The 18,645-nt window shown below is 72.7% G+C and carries 10 protein-coding genes; 5 read left to right on the top strand and 5 right to left on the bottom strand.

What is annotated here, in order from left to right; translation table 11 throughout:
- Positions 1 to 293 precede the first annotated feature (293 nt).
- From ACZ60B_RS31910 to ACZ60B_RS31895, 4 genes are all read left to right on the top strand, one after another.
- Positions 294 to 1,184, top strand: coding sequence for a glycoside hydrolase family 19 protein (locus tag ACZ60B_RS31910; protein ID WP_469393121.1), 891 nt, complete (start codon positions 294 to 296; stop codon positions 1,182 to 1,184).
- A gap of 291 nt (positions 1,185 to 1,475) precedes the next feature.
- Positions 1,476 to 2,117 (top strand): PadR family transcriptional regulator, encoded by a 642-nt coding sequence (locus ACZ60B_RS31905; RefSeq protein WP_469393119.1) that lies wholly within the window; start codon positions 1,476 to 1,478, stop codon positions 2,115 to 2,117.
- 77 nt (positions 2,118 to 2,194) lie between these two features.
- On the top strand, positions 2,195 to 3,169 hold the full coding sequence (locus ACZ60B_RS31900; RefSeq protein WP_469393117.1) for an ATP-binding cassette domain-containing protein: 975 nt from the start codon (positions 2,195 to 2,197) through the stop codon (positions 3,167 to 3,169).
- Positions 3,166 to 3,927 (top strand): ABC transporter permease, encoded by a 762-nt coding sequence (locus tag ACZ60B_RS31895; protein WP_469393115.1) that lies wholly within the window; start codon positions 3,166 to 3,168, stop codon positions 3,925 to 3,927. Before ACZ60B_RS31900 ends, ACZ60B_RS31895 begins: the two co-directional genes overlap by 4 nt.
- Before the next feature lie 9 nt (positions 3,928 to 3,936).
- Here ACZ60B_RS31895 and ACZ60B_RS31890 read toward each other — a convergent pair whose 3' ends face one another.
- Positions 3,937 to 4,740: a hypothetical protein gene (locus ACZ60B_RS31890; protein WP_469393113.1), complete on the bottom strand. Its 804-nt coding sequence runs from the start codon at positions 4,738 to 4,740 to the stop codon at positions 3,937 to 3,939.
- Between the two features lie 281 nt (positions 4,741 to 5,021).
- Between ACZ60B_RS31890 and ACZ60B_RS31885 the strand changes: the two genes are divergently transcribed.
- Complete coding sequence (locus tag ACZ60B_RS31885) at positions 5,022 to 8,081, top strand: amidohydrolase family protein (protein WP_469393112.1); 3,060 nt, start codon at positions 5,022 to 5,024, stop codon at positions 8,079 to 8,081.
- A 98-nt stretch (positions 8,082 to 8,179) separates the two neighbouring features.
- On the opposite strand, the gene ACZ60B_RS31880 is transcribed toward ACZ60B_RS31885, so the two are convergent.
- The 4 genes from ACZ60B_RS31880 to ACZ60B_RS31865 form a co-directional block, all read right to left on the bottom strand.
- Entirely contained in the window at positions 8,180 to 9,751 is a 1,572-nt protein-coding gene (locus ACZ60B_RS31880; RefSeq protein ID WP_469393110.1) for a fatty acid--CoA ligase, read from the bottom strand.
- A gap of 186 nt (positions 9,752 to 9,937) precedes the next feature.
- On the bottom strand, positions 9,938 to 11,770 hold the full coding sequence (locus tag ACZ60B_RS31875; protein WP_469393108.1) for a polyketide synthase: 1,833 nt from the start codon (positions 11,768 to 11,770) through the stop codon (positions 9,938 to 9,940).
- On the bottom strand, positions 11,767 to 18,237 hold the full coding sequence (locus tag ACZ60B_RS31870) for a type I polyketide synthase (protein ID WP_469393106.1): 6,471 nt from the start codon (positions 18,235 to 18,237) through the stop codon (positions 11,767 to 11,769). Before ACZ60B_RS31870 ends, ACZ60B_RS31875 begins: the two co-directional genes overlap by 4 nt.
- Positions 18,234 to 18,641, bottom strand: coding sequence for an acyl carrier protein (locus tag ACZ60B_RS31865; RefSeq protein WP_469393103.1), 408 nt, complete (start codon positions 18,639 to 18,641; stop codon positions 18,234 to 18,236). The genes ACZ60B_RS31870 and ACZ60B_RS31865 overlap by 4 nt, the downstream gene beginning before the upstream one ends.
- Positions 18,642 to 18,645 lie beyond the last annotated feature (4 nt).

The raw sequence follows: 18,645 nt of genomic DNA, 5'->3' as shown, positions 1-18,645 counted from the left end.
TGCCGTCGTGTGTACGGGGTTCGGCCGCCCGGCGCCTTCGGATCCCGACGACTTCAACGGCCCTTGCGGGGACGCGTATTCAAGATTTGTCGCCATCTGTCCACGGCGGTTTCCCGTCACTCGCGGGTCCTGACTGGTCTACACCCTTGACTGGTACAGACCAAAGCGGTTGAGTGTGGCCTCACACCCCCCACCCCAGCCGCCCGGACTCTGCGACGTCGGCCTTCTGCCGGCGTACGCGCACGGCTCCGCCCTGCCTCCGGTGCGGCCTTGTTCCGCAAAGGACTGATCCTGTGTCACACCGCCGTGCCGCCTCGCTCCTGGCCGCGATTCTGATCGGCGCCTCCGCGCCGACGCTGCTGCCGGCCGTGAGCGCTTCCGCCGCATCCTGTTCGAGCTACCCGGACTGGGTGGCGGGCAGGTCGTACGCCACCGGCAACATCGTCCGGTACACCGACGGCAAGGCCTACATCGCCGAGCACGACAACCCGGGCTACGACCCGGTCATCAGCACCTGGTACTGGGAGCCCTACGGCTGCGACAGCGGCTCGACCAACCCCTCCGACGGATTCGTCGTGAGCGAGGCGCAGTTCAACCAGATGTTCCCGAACCGGAACTCCTTCTACACCTACAACGGCCTCAAGGCCGCCATGAGTTCGTTCCCCGCCTTCGCCAAGACCGGCAGCGACACCGTCAGGAAGCAGGAAGCCGCCGCGTTCCTCGCCAACGTCAACCACGAGACCGGCGGCCTGGTCTACGTGGTGGAGCAGAACACCGCCAACTACTCGCACTACTGCGACTGGAGCCAGCCCTACGGCTGCCCGGCCGGCCAGTCGGCCTACTACGGGCGCGGCCCGATCCAGCTCAGCTGGAACTTCAACTACAAGGCCGCGGGCGACGCGCTCGGCATCGACCTGCTCGGCAACCCCAGCCTCGTCCAGACCGACGCCGCCGTGGCCTGGAAGACGGGCCTCTGGTACTGGAACACCCAGTCGGGACCCGGCACCATGACCCCGCACAACGCGATGGTCAACAGCGCGGGCTTCGGGCAGACCATCCGCAGCATCAACGGCTCGCTGGAGTGCGACGGCCGCAACCCCGCACAGGTGCAGAGCCGGGTGGACGCCTACCAGCGCTTCACCTCGATCCTCGGCGTCACGCCCGGAGCCAACCTCTCCTGCTGAACGGCCCGACACCGCCACGGCCGGTGCGGCCCCCGCACGGCCGGTGCCGCACCCGGACAGGCCTCCCACGGCCTCTCCCGGGTGCGGCGCCGGTCCCTGGAAGGCGGCCGGCCTGACGGCTCACCGGCTCGGCGACTCCTCGCGTGCGGAGCACAGGGCGTGGTCGACGAGGCCGGTGAGCTCCCTGATCCGGCGTACGGCGGGGTCCGGCCGAGCCGGAGGCCGTCGCGGGTGCCGGCAGGGGCGGACGGAGCGATCGGCACGCTGAGCACTGGTCATAGGCTGAACCCCATGTCAGTGATCCGACTTCTCGTGCTCGGTGCGGTCCGCCAACACGGGCGGGCGCACGGGTACCAGGTGCGCAACGACCTGGAGTACTGGGGCGCGCACGAATGGTCCAACGCCCAGCCCGGGTCGATCTACCATGCGCTGAAGCAGATGGCGAAGCAGGGACTGCTGCACGCGCACGAGGTCGCGCCGTCCACCGCGGGCGGCCCGCCGCGCACCGAGTACGAGGTCACCGGCAAGGGCGCCGAGGAATACTTCAGGCTGCTCCGGGAATCGCTCACCGCCTACGACCAGAAGCCCGACGTCCTGTCCGCGGGACTCGGTTTCATGGTCGATCTGAGCCGCGCGGAGGTGCTCGAGCTCCTGCGGGAGCGGGTCGGGGCCATCGAGGCGTGGCGCGAGACCGTCACGACCTCCTACGCGCCCGGCGGCGACCCCGGTCAGTTCGGTCACATCGGCGAGCTCATGAACATGTGGGTGCACAGCGCCGACTCCGGCGCCGAGTGGACCCGCGGGCTCATCGACCGCATCCAGGGCGGCGCCTACGTCTTCGCGGGCGAGGGCGACCCGTTCGTCGGTGTCCTCGGCGAGGGCGAGGAGAACCCGTACGCGACCGGGGTCCGGCATCCGAGGGACGATTACTAATCAAGTTTGACTAGAGGTTCGATCCGAGTTACCTTCGGCGGCCTCAGGTAGTCAAGTTTGATTAGTGAGGAGTCCCGGTGGCCGACGCGGCGATCACCATCGAAGGAGTACGCAAGCGATACGGCGGGCGCGGAACCGGCGCCGCGAAGAACGCCCTCGACGGACTCGACCTGACGGTTCCGCGCGCCTCGGTGCACGCGCTGCTGGGTCCGAACGGGGCGGGCAAGACCACTCTGGTCCGTATCCTGGCCACCCTGCTGCGGCCCGACGCGGGCCGGGTCGAAGTGGCCGGTCACGACGTCGTCGCCGAGCCCCACGCCGTGCGGCGCGACATCGGCCTGCTCGGCCAGCACGCGGCCCTCGACGAGGAGCTCGGCGGCCGGCAGAACCTGGAGATGTTCGGCCGGCTGCACCACCTCGGCGCCCGCCGGTCCAAGGCGCGCGCCGACGAACTCCTGGCGCGCTTCGGACTCGCCGACGCGGGCCGCAAGCCGGTCAAGGCCTACAGCGGCGGTATGCGTCGCCGCCTGGACCTCGCCGCGTCCCTGATCACGGAACCGAAAGTGCTCTTCCTGGACGAGCCCACCACCGGCCTCGACCCCCGCGGCCGCGCCGAGGTGTGGGGTGCCGTCCGGTCCCTGGTCGGCGGCGGCACCACGGTCCTGCTGACCACCCAGTACCTGGAGGAGGCCGATCAGCTCGCCGACCGCGTCTCGGTCGTCGACGCCGGCCGGGTGATCGCCGACGGCACCGCCGACGAGTTGAAGGCCGCGACCGGCGGCGACCGCATCGACGTGGTGCTCCGCGACGCGGACCGGCTGGCGGCGGCCGTCGCCCGGCTGCCCCTGACCGGGGTGAGCGTCGACGCCGACCGGCGGCTGCTCAGCGCTCCGGTCACCGACCGCATGGCCGCCCTCACCGCGGTGGTGGGTGCCCTTCAGACGGCCGGTATCGAGGCGGAGGACGTCATCGTGCGCCGACCGACGCTCGACGAGGTCTTCCTCCACCTGACCGATGCCCCGCCGAACCTGAAGGAAGGTGCCACGGCATGACCGCGTACGTACTCGGCGACTCCTGGACGATGACCCGCCGTGAGCTGGCCCGCTGGGCCCGGCAGCCGGCCACCGTCGCCGTCAACGTGGCCTTCCCCGTGATGCTGCTGCTGATGTTCGGCTACCTCGTCGGCGGTGGCCGGGGCGTGGGGGGCGCCTACGTCGACTACCTGGTCCCCGGAATGCTCGCGCTGACCATGGCCTTCGGCCTGGAAGGCACGATGATCGCCGTCACCCAGGACATGAACAAGGGCGTCATCGACCGCTTCCGGTCGTTGCCGATGGCCGACGGAGCGGTTCTGGTCGGCCGTTCGGCCGCCGACATGCTCCAGTCGGCGATCAGCCTGGTGCTGCTCGGCGGTGTCGGGTACGCGCTCGGCTGGCGGCCCCACGGCGGTCCCGAAAGCCTCCTCGCCGCGGCCGCCCTCCTGCTCCTGTTCCGGTTCGCGATGCTCTGGATCGGCATCCATCTGGCCCTCGTGGCCGGGAAGCCCGAGACGGTGCAGGCGGTACAGATCCTCGTCTGGCCGGTCGGCTTCCTGTCCAACGCCTTCGCCACCCCGGACTCCATGCCCGACTGGCTCGGCGCCTTCGTCCAGTGGAACCCGCTGTCCCGGACCGCCACGGCGGTGCGTGACCTGTTCGGCGGGCCGGGCGGCGAGGCCGGACACGTAGGGGCGGCCGTCCTGTGGCCGCTGGCGCTGCTCGCGGTCTTCCTGCCGCTGGCCGTGTCCCGGTTCGCCCGGCCGCGCGGCTGACGACAGGCTTCAGAACGCGCCCGGGGAGTCCACGTCCACCCAACGGCTCCGCTCCGCCTCCCACTTCTCCTGGTACACGACGCTCTTGTACAGCCGGGCACGTTGACCGTCGTCGAGCGCCGCCAGGGCGGGATGCCTCGGCAGCCGGGCGCAGTGTTCGCGGTACGGGTCGCGGCGGCGGGGCCAGAACCTGAACACGAACCAGGCCGTGGGTATGCACATCATCAGCCAGAGGACCAGGAGGAAGAGGACGGCGAACAGGGTCTCCAGCACTCCGTGCGGCGCGAACTCCTCGCGCAGGAAGATGATCTGAACGGCGTAGAACAGGGTGAGGACCAGCACGGTCAGGGTGGCGATTTCCTTGAGGCGGTCCCGGTGGCGGTGGGACCAGCCGGGCACCTTGGCGTCCTGACCGTGCAGATAGGCCGTCCGGGCCCGGCTCAGTTCGGGGTCGTGGACGAGTCTGCGCAGGGGTGCGCTGCCGTTGTGCCGGTCGAGGGCGTCCAGGAGGGCGGCGGGCAGCGGGTGCTCCGGTCGGGGGCGGTCCTCGACCGGAGCACCCGAGACGGTGACGACCCCGTCGTGGTCGACGTGTGCCGCGCCGGACGTGATCAGCACGGCGGCCGCGGCCTCGTCGACGCGCTCCGGGTGGCCCGCCGTGGCCACGGCGTGGTACGGGTCGATGTCCAGCGCGGCGAGGCGCGCGGCGGCCCTGCGGTCGCCGAGGGCGCGCAGGGCCCACGCGATGCCGAGTGTGACGTAGACGGCCACGGCGATCGCCAACGCCAGGCCTGCCAGGGTGAGTTGGGTCATGAGGTCGATCGTGACACCGGGACGCGACAGAGGCCAGGTCCTCGCCCCCGCATTCCTTTCCCGGTCATGTCGCACCGTCGGACCGTCCGCCGGGCCGTCCATGAGTTCGAGACATTCACCCCTCGGTCGAAGTTCCCCGGGATAAGGTTCTGGCGCCGAATCACGACAGGGGGAACTCCGTGACATCGAACGGCTCAAAACCGAATTCCTCGCACCAGGAGACAACCGGACGGATTTCACGGCGCGCGGTGCTGAGAACCGGGGGAGCGGCGGGATTAGGAGTGTTCATACCGGTCACCGGAAAAGCGGACCCGGCCGCCGCGGCAGCCGACGACGCGCCCGCCCCGCACGTCGTCGCCCGCGAGAGCGCCAATCTCGCCGTCTCCCTCTCGCCCGACGGCCGCACCATCGCCCTCGACGCGCTCGACGCGATCTGGCTGCTTCCGGCGGCCGGCGGGACGGCCCGCCGGCTCACCGGGGACGGCCAGGACGCCACCCAGCCGCACTGGGCGCCCGACGGGCAGGGCCTGGTGTTCCAGTCGTTCCGCGAGGGGGCGTACGACCTGTGGCGGATCGGCGCCGACGGATCGGGGCTGCGACGGCTGACCGACGGGCCGGGGTACGACCAGGAGCCGAAGTTCTCGCCGGACGGGCGGCTGGTGGCCTTCGCCTCCGACCGCGGCAACGCGGGGCGCATCTGGGTGCTGGACACCCGCACCGGCGAGACGCGCCCGCTGACGCAGGGCGACCGCAACGTCGCCATGCCGACCTGGTCACCCGACGGAAGCCGGGTGGCGTACATCGCCGACGGCACGGCGGTCGAGGCCGTCGGCATCCACTCGGGGACGGTCGAGACCTTGCTGACCGGGCCCGCGGACGCGGCCCTGTACGCGCCGTCGTTCAGCCCCGACGGCCGCCGCGTGGCCCATGTGCGGGTGACCGGGGCGCGCGCCCGACTCATGCTGGACGACCGGGCGCTGACCGACGGCGAGGACGTCTTCCCGCTGGCGCCCTGCTGGATCGGCGCCGACGAGCTCCTCTACACCGCCGACGGACACATCCGCCGCCGCACGCTCGACGGCGCCGTGACGGACATCGCGTTCAGCGCCGGAGTGAGCCTCGCGCGCCCGGCCCCCTACCGCCGCCGCGGCCCCGACCTCACCTCGGCCCGCCCGCAGGACGTCCTCGGCATCGCCGACCCCGCGCTGTCGCCCGACGGACACACCGTCGCCTTCCGGGCGCTCAACGCGCTGTGGCTGCTGCGCGACGGCGAACGGCCGCGGCGGATCGTCGGCGACGGCTACTGGAACGCCTGCCCCGACTGGTCGCCCGACGGCCGCAGCCTGGTCTACGTGAGCGACCGGGCCGGCACCGCGAACCTCTGGCGCCACGACCTCGCCACCGGTACCCGCGAGCGGCTCACCGACCTGCCGAACGCCCAGCTCTCGCCGCGCTGGTCGCCCGACGGGACCCGGATCGCGTACCAGGACGAGGGCGGCGCCACCTGGGTGCTGGCCCTCGCCGACGGCTCGGTGACCAAGGTCGTGGGCGAGCTCTACCAGCCCGGTCCCCCCGCCTGGTCGCCGGACGGCAGACTGATCGCGCTGGCCGCGGTCGCCCCGTACTCCCGCCGCAGCGGCAACGGGCACAACCAGATCCTCACCGTCGACCTGGACACCCACGAGGTGCGCTACCAGGCCCCGGCGCCCGGGCGCTCCCTGTCCACCCGCAGCGGCGACGGCCCGCTGTGGACGCCGGACGGCCGGCACCTGATCGTCGGCATGGAGAGCCTCGCCTGGCGGGTCCCGGTGGACGCCGACGGGCGGATCACGGGCGAACCCGAGCAGCTCACCGACGAGACCACCGACTCCCCGTCCCTCGACGCCCGCGGCACCACCCTGCTCTACCTGTCCGACGGGCGGCTGCGCGCCCTCGGCCTCGACGGCTCCGGCACGCGCACCCTGCCCACGCGGCTGACCTGGACCCGCCGCCCCGCACCCGCCGGGCGGACCGTCGTACGGGCCGGGGCCCTGTGGGACGGCACCGGCGCCGAGCTGCGGCCCGACGTGGACATCGTCGTCGAGGACGGCCGGATCGCCGAGGTGGTACGGCGAGGCGCCGCCCGGGGCCGCCGGACCGTCGACGCGTCCGGGCTGACGGTCCTGCCCGGACTGATCGACACCCACAACCACTGGCACTGGCACGGCCCCCAGTGGGGCGACCGGCAGGGGCGGGCCTGGCTGGCGTACGGCGTGACCACCAGCCGGACCCCGGGCGACCCCGCCTACCAGATGGTGGAGAACCGGGAGGCGCTGGCGGCGGGCACCCGGGTGGGGCCGCGGTACTTCGGCTCCGGAGAGGGGTTCGAGGGGACCCGCGGCCGGCACCGCGTGATGCGGCCGGTCTTCTCCCGCGCACAGCTCGACCGTGATCTGCGCCGGGCCCTCGCGCTCCGCTACGACCTGCTGAAGTCGTACATCCGGCTGCCGCTCGACCTCGAACGCGAGGTGGTCGAACGCGGCCACGCGGCCGGGGTGCCCGTCACCTCGCACTACCTCTACCCGGCGGCCGCCACCGGCCTCGACGGGATGGAGCACACCGGCGGCGGCAACCGGCTCGGCTACTCGCGCACGCTCAGCTTCGCCGCCGGACGCACCTTCCAGGACTCCGTGGACCTGCTCGCCGCGAGCGGCATGTGGATCTCCACCACCACCCTGTTCGCGACGGAACTCCTCGCCGACGACCGGTCGTTGGTCGAGGACGAACGCACCCGGATCCTGTTCCCGGACTGGGAGTACGAGCGGCTGCGGCAGAAGGCCGACAGCGCCGCATCGGGGCTGGACGCCGAGCTCAACCACGCCTGGACGGTCGGCGACTGCGACATGCTGCTGCGGGTGCACCGGGCCGGTGGGCTGGTCGTGGCGGGCACGGACGCGGCGCTGGACGACATCGGCATCAGCATCCACCAGAACCTCCGGGCCCTGGTCAAGTACGGGTTCGCGCCCTGGGAGGCGCTCACCACCGCGACCGGGAACGCCGCCCGCTGTCTGGGGCTGGCCGACCGGCTGGGCGCCGTCGCCCCGGGTCTCCTCGCCGACCTGGTGTTCGTGGCGGGCGATCCGCTGCGCGACATCGCCGACGCCGCGGCCGTACGGCAGGTCATGTCCGGCGGCAGGCTGCACACCGTACCGGAGCTGCTGGAGCCGTTCCGCAGGCCCGCGGCGGCCGCCGAACGCACCGCGCACCCCCACCGGGTACGGGCCGCGGCACCTTCCGCCCGCCACGACGCGGACCACTACTGGCACGAGGCCGAGTGGCGCCACCAAGGGTGCTGCCGCTAGCGGCGGGCAGGCGGAAAGCGTCCGGGCGGGATTCTTCCCGCCCGGACGGATAAACCGGACGCGTAAAGAGGACCTGTTGTCCTCCGGTCCGTTCCGGATCAGTTGACCTGACGTTCCCGGCCCGCCCAGAAACGCTCGCGCAGTTCCCTGCGGAGGATTTTCCCGCTGGGATTACGGGGAATCCGCTCGATGAATTCGTAACCGCTCGGGGACTTGAAATCGGCGATGCGATCCTGGAGGAAGAGTTTCAGTTCCCGCGGTTTCACCGTCGTTCCGGGGCGCAGCACGACGAAAGCGCGCACGGCCTCGCCCCAGTGTTCGTCCGGCACCCCGATCACCGCCGCCTCGGCCACCGCCGGGTGGCCGCACAGGGCGTTCTCCACCTCGGCCGGGTAGACGTTCTCGCCCGCCACGATGACGGTGTCCTTGATGCGGTCGCGGATGTGGACGTAACCGTCCTCGTCGAGGCAGCCGGCGTCGCCGGTACGCAGCCAGCCGTCCACCAGGGTCTCCTCGGTCGCCTCCTTCAGGCCCCAGTACTCCAGCATCACCGCGGGCGTGCGCAGCCGGATCTCCCCGATCTCGCCCGCCGCCAGGACCCGGCCGTCGTCGCCGGTCACCGCGACCTCGACACCCGGGTAGGGCCGGCCCGCCGCGCGCAGCCTGGGGCTGCCCGGCACATGGTCCGCGGGCGGCAGGCACAGGGCGGTGTTGCCGCTCTCCGTGAGCCCGTACAGCTGCGCCAGATCGCACCGCAGGGTCTCGATGCACTGCAACAGCAGCGTCTCGGAGATGGGGGAGCCGCCGTAGGTGACCTTGCGCAGCGAGGCGAAGTCCGCCGGGCCGACACCGGGTTCGGCCAGCATCATCTGGAGCATCGCGGGCACGGCCAGGGTCGTGGTCACCCCGAGCTCGCGGATCAGCCGTACCGCCTCGTGCGCCGAGAACATCCGCAGGGACACGCTCTTCACACCGGCGTTGAAGCCCTGCATGGCCCACCAGATGCCGGCGACGTGGAAGCCGGGGATGCTGATCAGGCTGACGTCCTGGGGGTGCCAGTCGATCCAGTCGAGGCCGTGCTCGGCCAGCAGGTCACCGACGGCGAAGAAACTGCGGTGGGGGAGGACGACACCCTTCGGCAGCCCTGTCGTGCCGCTGGTGTAGAGCTGCACCACCGGGTCGTCGGGGGCCGCGTCGAGGGCGAGGTCGTCCGGCGGGAACTCCGCCCGCCACTCCTGGAAGCCGACGCCGTTGCCCTCGCATCCGTCCATGCCCACCACCTCGGGCCGGGACGGCAGCCGCGCCCGGGACCGCTCGGCCACCTCGGTGAACTCGCGCTCCGCGAAGATCAGTTCGGCTTCGGCGTCACCCAGGATGTGGTCGACCTCGGCCGCGGTGAGGCGCCAGTTGACCGGCACGAGGACGGCGCCGGTCTTGGCGCAGGCGAAGAAGATCTCGTAGTAGTGCTCCGACTCCTTGCCGAGGTAGGCGACGCGCGAGCCACGACCGATCCCGGCCGCGACGAGGGCACGGGCCGAACGGTTGCTGTCGCGGTGCAGCCGCTCGTAGGTGACCTCCCGGCCCTCGCACACCAGGGCCACCTGCCGCGGCTGTCGCGCCGCGTGGAACGCCACGGTGTCCACGGCGGTCCGGAGATTCGGATAGTGCATCGGGCGTCCAATCCGTAGACGGTCGGGTCCGGTTGGGGTGGTCGGGTCGGAAGCAGCGGCCGACCGGGTCCGGTTGGGGTGGTCGGGTCGGAAGTAACGGCCGGTCAAGTCCAGTTGGGGTGGTCGGGTCGGAAGTAACGGCCGGTCGGGTCCGGTCGTGGTGGCGAAGCTGGAACTGTGGGCCGGTCAGGTCCAGTTGTGGTGGTCGGGCCAGAAGCGGCGGCCGGTCAGCGCGGGACCGGGCAGCCTCAGCAGCGGGGGGCGCGGGCCGTCCTCGGGCCACAGCGCCGGGAGGTCGGGCGGGTCCCCGGCGAGGTGGCGCCGGGCGAGCCGGGACAGCAGCAGGGTGCGCTCCGACCCGTCCGCGGGGGTCGGGGCGGAGGCCCGGTCCCCGTCCGCGGCCCGGGCCAGTTCCCGCAGCAGACCGGCCCGGTCGTGCACCACCGACGCGTACCGCACCGCCAGGTGGTCCCGTGCCTCGGCGAGCGTGAAGCACACCGCGGCCGGACTCCAGTCCGTGCTCTCGCGCAGCCGGTCGTACAGCCGCCGGGCCGTGCCCGCGAGGGCCGGGTCGTTGTGCCCGGACAGCAGCAGCAGCCACGGCCCGGGCGGATCCGGCTCCCCGGCGGCACGCTCGGGAGCACTCTCCAGCACGACGTGCGCGTTGGTGCCGCAGAAGCCGAAGCCGCTCACCCCGGCGCGCCGGACGCCCGGCGCGGGCCAGGCCAGGGGCTTGGCGGCGACCCTCAGCCCGGTGCGCCGCCAGGGGATGTCCGGGTCGAGGTCGTCCTCGCCCGGCTGGGGCGGCAGTTCGGCGTGCGCGAGGGCGAGCGCGGTCTTCATCAGCCCGGGCCCGCCGGAAGCGGTCTCCAGATAGCCGATGTTCGCCTTGACCGACCCGATGTGCAGCGGCGGCGCGTCGGGGGAGAGCCGCCCGTAGGCCTCGGCGATCGACTCGGCCTCGATCTGGCCGCCCAGCCGGGAGCCGTTCGCCTGCGCCTCGACGTACTGCACGTCGGCGGGCGACACCCCGGCGTCGCGCAGTGCGCGTTCGATCACCGCCCGCTGGCCGCGGGCCGAGGCCACGGACATGCTCGGCCGGTCCCCTTGCGCGTGCACCGCGCTGCCCCGCACCAGCGCGTACGGCAGGCGGCCCGCGGCTACGGCGTCGGCGTGCCGTTCGAGGACGACGACACCGCACCCCTCGCCGCGCGCGTGCCCGTCGGCCAGGCGGGTGAAGGGCCGGCTGCGGCCGCTCGGCGACAGCATCCCGGCCCGGTCGAGGATGCCCGTGCCGAACGGCGACAGCAGCAGGTTGGCGGTGCCCACCAGCGCGATGTCGCACTCCCGCCGCCGTAGGGCCTGCGCGGCCAGGTGCACCGCGGTCAGCATCGACGAGGAAGCCGTGTCCACGGTGATCGCCGGACCGGCCACCCCCAGCGCCAGGGCGATCCGGCCGGAGAAGGCGCTGGGGGAACTGCCGGTGCTCATGTGCGGGGACAGCCCGCCGTCCGGGAGCCCGCCGCGCAGCCAGGCGTACGGGTACTCCACCGGTCCGGCGCCGGCGAAGACGCCGACGACCGAGCGGCGCAGCCGCTCCCGGGAGAGGCCCGCGTCCGCGAGGGCCTGCACGGTGACCTCCAGCAGCAGCCGCTGCTGGGGGTCCATGTGCAGCGCCTCCTGCTCGGGGATGCCGAAGTACGCGGCATCGAACAGGTCCACGTCGCTCAGGTACGCGCCCTGGCGCAGCCGGCCGGCCAGCGGCGCCAGGTCGGGCGCGTCGAGGTTCCAGCGCGGCCGGCCGAGGCTGTCGTACGGCACACCGGCGGTCTCGGTCGCCAGGACGTGTCCCTCGCGCAGGGCGGACCACAGGGACCGGGCGTCGTCCCTGCCGCCGGGGAGCCGGCAGCCCATGCCGACGACGGCGATCCCCTGGGACCGCTCCTGGCGCTGCCGGGCGAGCATCACCATGAGCTGCTTCTTGGACAGCGACTCCAGGTAGTCGATGTAACCGGTCACAGCATGCTCTCGCGCAGCGCGGCCAGTTCCTCGTCGGCCTCGGCCTCGGACAGGTCCCGTACGTCGCCGGTGCCGCCCGGCGCCTCCTCGTCCGCCGTGTCCGGCGCAGCCGGCGCGTCCGGCACGAGCCGACCGTCGACGAAGGCGGCCAGCGGCCGTACGGCCGGGTGGTCGAAGAGCGTGGAGGCGGGCAACGGGACGCGGAACACCGCCTCCAGCGCGTTCTTCAACTCGACCGAGGCGAGGGAGTCCAGGCCGAGACTCACGAACGGGGTGTCGGGGTCGACGTCCTGCGGACCGTCGTACCGCAGCACCTCCGCGACCTTGGCGCGCAGCAGTTCCCGCAGCGCCGCCTCGCGCTCCGGCTTCGGCCGGGACAGTACGGCGTCCAGGTCGATCTCGGGCGCGCGGGTCCTGCCGTCGCCCGACAGCAGGTCCTTGAACAGCGCGTTGGTGAACGGCTGGGTCGCGGTGTAGGCGTCCCAGTCGAAGGTGCCGACGACCGTCTGGGCGTGCGGCCTGCCGAGCGCCGTGAACAGGGCGCGCAGCGCGGCACGGGGCCTGACGAACTTCAGTCCCCGGTCCTCGATGCCCTTGATCTGCTGGGAGTCGAGCGAGGCCGCCATGCCGATCTCGGCCCACGGACCCCAGTTGACGCTCAGGCCCGGCAGTCCTGCGGCGGCCCGCCACTGGAGCAGGACGTCCATGTAGGCGTTGCCCGCCGCGTAGTTGGCCTGACCGGCGGCGCCCAGGACCGAGGCGATCGAGGAGTAGCCGACGAAGAAGCGCACCGACGGCACGGCCGCGGCCGCCCGGTGCAGCAGCCAGGTCCCGTACACCTTGGCCCGCAGGACGCGCTCCATGCTGTCCCAGGTCTGGCCGGCCAGCGGTGCGTCGGCGAGGACACCCGCCGCGTGCACCACGCCGCCCAGCGGGGCGGGTCCGTCGGCGAGGGCGGCGAAGATCCGCTCGACGTCGGCGGGGTCGGCGATGTCGCCGTGATGGACGCTGACCTCGGTGTCGTCGCCGAGTTCGGCGGAGAGGTCGAGCAGTTCGGGCAGCGTCGTCTCCCGTCGGCTGACGAGCGCGAGGCGGCGGGCGCCCTGCTGCACCAGCTTGCGGGCGGTGGCCAGGCCGAGCGCGCCCAGACCGCCGGTGATCAGGTAGGTCTCGTCGGGGCTGAGGCGGACCGGCTCGGCCGGCCGTTCGTGCTCGTCGCGGAAGACGATGACGACCTTGCCGACGTTGGCACCCCGGCTGAGCGTCCCGAACGCCTCCTCCAGCTCGTCGAGCGCGTACCCGACGGTCGGCAGCGCGCCGAGCCGGCCGGCCTCGACGTGTTCGGCGACCGTGCGCAGGACGTCGCTGTTGAGCCGGTCGAGCTCGTGCGGCGGCAGCTCGCTGAGGTCGAAGGTGTGGCTCTCGACGTCGGGCCGTTCGGCCCGCATCTCCTCGGCCGACCAGATGCCGATCTTGCCGAGTTCGACGAACCTGCCGCCGTGCCCGAGGGCGCGCAGCCCGGCCGGGATGTAGTCCTTGTTGAGGCTGTTGAGGACGATGTCGACGCCCTCGCCGCCGGTGGCCTCCAGCACCTCGTCGGCGAAGTCGAGGGTGCGCGAGTTCATGAGGTGGCGTACGCCCTGGGAGCGCAGCAGCGGCCACTTGCGGGGGCTCGCGGTGGCGTACACCTCGGCGCCCGCGAGCCGGGCGAGCCGCACGGCCGCCTGTCCGACACCGCCCGCGGCGGCGTGGATCAGCACCCGGTCCCCGGCCTTGATCCCGGCGAGGTGGTGCAGGGCGTGGTACGCGGTGACGTACGCGGCGGGCAGTGCGGCCGCCTCGGTGAAGGTGAGGCTCGCGGGCTTGCGCACCACGACGGTGGACGGCACCGTGACCCGGCGCCGCATGCAGCCGATCCGGCTGAGCACGACCTCGTCGCCGGGCCGGAACCCGGCGTCGGGCCCGGCGGCGACGACCGTGCCGGCGGCCTCGAAGCCGAGCGGCAGCGGCTCGTGCGGCAGTCCGTTGTCGAGGGCGTACCGACGCAGCATCCCGAGGGCGTTGAGGACGTCCTTGAAGTTCAGGCCCGCGGCGTGGACCTGGACGGTGACCTCGTCCCCCGTCGGCTCCCGGTCCTCGACCGGCACCGGGCGGACCGCGGAGAACCGCCCGTACTCGGTGACGGACAGTTCGAAGTTGCCGTCGGCGTCCCCTGCGGCGGCCGGGGCGGCGGGCAACAGGCGTTTGACGTGGCGGATGCCGTCGCGGTAGGCGAGTTGGAAGTCCCCGCCCGCGCCGTCACCGGCCAGCAGTTCGTCGACCAGCGGCTGCGGGTCCGTGCCGGTCAGGTCGAGCAGGGTGGTGCGCAGCGCCGGGTACTCGTTGAGGAGCACGGCCCCGAAGCCCCACAGCGACGCGGCGGCCAGGGGGTCCGGGTCCAGGGTGTCGGTGCGGTCGCCCGGCAGCCACTGCGCCCGCTCGGTCACCAGCACCACGCGCAGGTCACGGCCGGTGCCGAGCCGCTCGGCGGCGTCGGTCAGGGTGAGCAGGTCGCGGTAGTTGCGTTCGGTCTCGGCGCGCAGCCGCTTCTCGCCGTCCGCGCCGGGCTCCGGGGTCCAGAACCAGCACAGGTCGGTGACCGCGGGGTGCTCGTCGAGCAGCCGCAGCGCTCCGGCCGCGTCCGGGGCGTGCAGCAGGCGCACGCCCGCCTCGGCCAGCCGTCGCGTCGTCGCGGCGAGCGCGGCCGGGTCGTGGTGGACGGCCAGCACCTCGCGGCCCGGCGCGGTGGGGCCCGCCGGGGGCAGTGAGCGCTTGAGCCAGCGGGGCCGCAGGAGCATCCGCTCGGTGGGGTCGGCGGTCGCGCCGGCGACGCGCTTGAGCCGTACCCCCTCGACGACGAGGACCGGGCGGTCGCCCTCCAGGGCCGCGATGTCGGCGGTGAGTTCGCCGGCCGTCCCGTCGAGCGTCACCTGGATGAGGACGCGCAGGTCCGCCTTGGGCCGCTTGAGGAGTTCCACGCGGTCGAAGCCGACGGGCAGATAGGTGCCGTCGAGGTCCACGGCCGCGCCGAGGGTCTGCATCGCGCAGTCCAGCAGCGAGGCGCGCAGCTGCTCGGGGGCCGGGGTGTCCAGGCCGCGCAGCTCGCCGGCCGCGAAGCCGTCCGGGTAGCGGTCGACGCCGAGGACGCGCCGGAACTCGGGTCCGTAGGGCAGACCGAGGTCCGCGTAGCGTTCGTACAGGTCCTCGCCACGGTGGCGCACCTGGCGGGTGCCGGGCCGCTCGGCCGTGGCGCGCAGCCGCTGGAGCACGGGGTCCGGCGGGGCGGCGGACGGGCCGTCGGGCGCGGCGTCCAGGGTCGCGGTGGCGTGGACGCGTTCGATGACGCCGTCGCGGCCGTCGACGCGGCTGGCGATCTCGACCGCGGCCGGACCGTCGGCGGGGTCCCGGCCGGGCTCGGTGCGCAGCCGGACGCGGACCTCCACCGGCTCGCCCTCCGCCAGGAACAGCGGCTCCAGGATGCGTACGTCCCGGACGGGCCGGGCGGTCTCGCCGTGCACCGCGTCCTGGAGGGCGAGGACCATCTCGACGTAGCCCGCTCCCGGGAAGACGACCTGGTCCATGACGACGTGGTCGGCCAGGTACGCCGGAGCGCCCGGGTCCAGATGCGTGGCGAACTCGCGCTCCCCGGCGGCCCGTTGGGCGGCCGTGGACACCTCAAGGCCCAGCAGCGGGTGGTGCGCGGGGCCCGTGCCGGGGGCGGCCAGGGCCGTGCGGGAGCGTGCTCCGGGCAGGCGGTAGCGCTTCTTGGCGAACACATAGCCCGGCAGCGGTACGAGACGGCCGGGCCGCTCCTGGTGGTAGCCGGTCCAGGAGACGTCCAGCCCGGCCTCGTAGGCCTGGGCGAGTGCGGTGCGGATCGGGTCGGCGCCGGTGTCGGAGCGGGCGGCGCTGGTCAGCCACAGGTGCGCGGACGGGTCGCCGGTCTGCCGGCCCATGCCGGTGAGCGCGGCGGAGGGCCCGACCTCGACGAAGACGTGCCGCCCACGGGCCTGCACACAGGTCATTCCGGCGGCGAAGTCGACGGGTTCGGCGATGTGCCGCACCCAGTAGTCCGGGGTGCCGACCTGGTCGAGGCCGGCGACCTGCCCGGTGAGGTTGGAGACGAAGCTCAGCCGCGGCTCGTGGAAGTCGATGTCGGCGATCGCCTCGCGGAAGGCGTCGAAGACCTCGGTCATGAGCGGGGAGTGGAAGGCGTGCGAGACCGGCAGGGCCTTGGTGCGCACGCCCCGCTCCGCCAGCTTCGCGGTGATCTCGGCGAGGGAGTCCCGGCCGCCGGAGACGACGCACTGCCGCGGGGAGTTGACCGAGCCGAGACTGACGTCGGCGTGCCCCTCCAGCAGGGGCGTCACCTCATCGGCCGGGGCGAGGACGGCGGTCATGCCGCCGGGGGCCTGCACGGACTGCATCAGACGGGCCCGTACGGCGACCAGCTTGACCGCGTCCCGGAGCGTGAACAGGCCCGCGAGGGCGGCCGCGGTGATCTCGCCGACGCTGTGGCCGAGCAGGACCGTCGGCCGCACACCCCAGGACATCCACAGCCGCGCGGTCGCGTACTCCAGGCTGAACAGCGCGGGCTGGGTGTAGAGGGTCTGGTCGATCGCCTCGGCGCTGTCCGGCGCCAGGCCGAACATGATCTCCTTGACCGAGCGGCCGAGCCGGTCGGCGAAGAGCCGGTCGCACTCGTCGAGATGGCGGCGGAAGACCGGGTAGCGGTCGTACAGCGCGCGCCCCATGCCGGTGTACTGCGAGCCCTGGCCGGTGAACAGGAACGCCACCTGCGCGTCCCGGAATCCGCCGTCCGCGGCCGGGTCCTCGGCGCCGCGTTCCAGGTACCGGGCGAGCAGGCCGTCCAGGTCCTCGCGCGAGGAGACCGGGGCCGCGAGCCGCGCGCCGAGGTGGGTACGGCCGACGTTGGCGCTGTAGCACAGGTCCGCCACGGCGACGTCCGGACGGTCGGCGAGGAACGCGCGGTGGCTCTCGGCCTGCGCCCGCAGCGCGGGACGGTCCTTGGCGGAGAGGGTGAAGACGTCCCGGCCGTCGGCCGGTGCGGCGGGCCGCTCGGGCGCGGGCGGCGCCTGCTCCAGGACGACCGAGGCGATGGTGCCCGCGAAGCCGAAGGAGTTGACCAGAGCGCGCCGGGGGCCCCGCGCCTCCCAGGGCCGCGGCCCGCCGGTCGGCACGGTCACCCGGTAGCGGTCCCACGGGATGTGACGGGAGGGCGTCTCGAAGTTGATGTGCGGGTAGATCGCCTCTTCCCGGAGCTGGCACACCACCTTGGCGACACCGCCGACGCCCGCGGCGGCCTCCATGTGACCGATGTTCGTCTTCACCGAGCCGACGACCAGCGGGGAGTCCTGCTCCCGCGAGTCGGCGAACACGCTGTTGATGGAGCCCAGCTCGATGGGGTCGCCGAGGGAGGTGCCGGTGCCGTGGGCCTCCACGTACTGGATGTCCTCCGGACCGAGCGCCGCGCTCTCCAGGGCGGCCCTCATCAGCGCGATCTGCGCCGTGCCGTTGGGGACGGTCAGGCCGCCGCTCTCGCCGTCCTGGCGGACCGCGGAGCCGCGTACCAGCGCCAGCACGGTGTCCCCGTCGCGGCGGGCGTCCGTAAGACGTTTGAGGACGAGCATGCCGGAGCCCTCGCTGCGCGCGTAGCCGTCGGCCGAGTCGTCGAAGGTCTTGCACCTGCCGTCCGGCGACAGCATGTTGGCGCGCGAGTAGACGACGTGGTTGCGCGGGTGGTGGTTGACGTTCACACCGCCCGCCAGGGCGATGTCGCACTCGCGGCGGCGCAGCCCCTGCACCGCCAGGTGCAGGGCCACCAGCGACGACGAACAGGCCGTGTCGACGCTCATGCAGGGGCCGCGCCAGCCCAGGAAGTACGACAGACGGCCGGCCGCGGCGCTGTGCGCCGTGCCGGCGGCCACGTGCGCGTCGAGGTCCGCGAGGTCCAGCGCCTCGACCTCGATCGCGAAGTCCATCTGCCCGACGCCGAGGTACACCCCGCCGTTCCCGCCGCGCAGGGTGTCGGGGTCGAGGTGCGCGGACTCCAGCGCACGCCACGCCGACTCCAGCGCCCAGCGATGCTGCGGGTCGATGAACTCCGCTTCCTTCGGGGAAATGTTGAAGAACTTCGGATCGAATTCGTCAAACCCCGAGACGAATCCCCCACCGGCCGCCAGGGGGCGTTTTCCGGCCGATTCCTCGGCGGCCTGAAGGGCGGCCAGGTCCCATCGGTCGGACGGTATGGGTCCCGTTCCCGAACGCCCTTCGCGAAGGAACTCGGAGAACTCGTCGAGGGTTTCGCTGCCACCCGGTAAACGAAGACCCATTCCGACGACGGCTATGGGCTCGTACTTCTCCAGGAGCAGCTCTTTGACCAGGTTGTCGGTGCGGTTATCGGTCACCGGTACAGCTCCTTGAGCATGTCGTCTACCAGATCCTTCGCGGACGGTCCTGCCTGTTCGGGAGCGGTCTGAGGGACCGATTCGGCGGCCGTGGCCGGGGCGAAGAACTCGGGGATGACCTCGGCGACCAGAAAGTCGACCAGGTGTTCCACCGTCGGATGGTTGAAGAGATGTGCGGAGTCGATCGGACGGCCGACAGCCTTTTCCAGGCGCTGTCTGACGTCCGTGGCGCCCAGCGAGCTCAGACCGAGTTCGAAATAGCTCCGGTCATGCGGCAGAACATCCGTCTCGTCCATCATCAGTTCACGCTTGAACTCCGGCACGACGAGCGACTCGAGCAGCGCCCTGCGCTCGGACGGCGGGATTTCACTCAATTCCTGGAGCCATGGTCCGGACGATGTCATGCTG

It is taken from the genome of Streptomyces sp. NPDC104096, assembly GCF_055584385.1.
The sequence above is the reverse complement of the archived record's forward strand: the minus strand, read 5'-3'. Positions and strand labels throughout refer to the sequence as shown.

Excerpts from the sequence above, each read along its gene's own strand:
- ACZ60B_RS31905 (WP_469393119.1), top strand. The coding sequence starts at position 1,476 with ATGTCAGTGATCCGACTTCTCGTGCTCGGTGCGGTCCGCCAACACGGG.
- ACZ60B_RS31895 (WP_469393115.1), top strand. The coding sequence starts at position 3,166 with ATGACCGCGTACGTACTCGGCGACTCCTGGACGATGACCCGCCGTGAG.
- ACZ60B_RS31890 (WP_469393113.1), bottom strand. The coding sequence starts at position 4,740 with ATGACCCAACTCACCCTGGCAGGCCTGGCGTTGGCGATCGCCGTGGCC.
- ACZ60B_RS31880 (WP_469393110.1), bottom strand. The coding sequence starts at position 9,751 with ATGCACTATCCGAATCTCCGGACCGCCGTGGACACCGTGGCGTTCCAC.
- ACZ60B_RS31865 (WP_469393103.1), bottom strand. The coding sequence starts at position 18,641 with ATGACATCGTCCGGACCATGGCTCCAGGAATTGAGTGAAATCCCGCCG.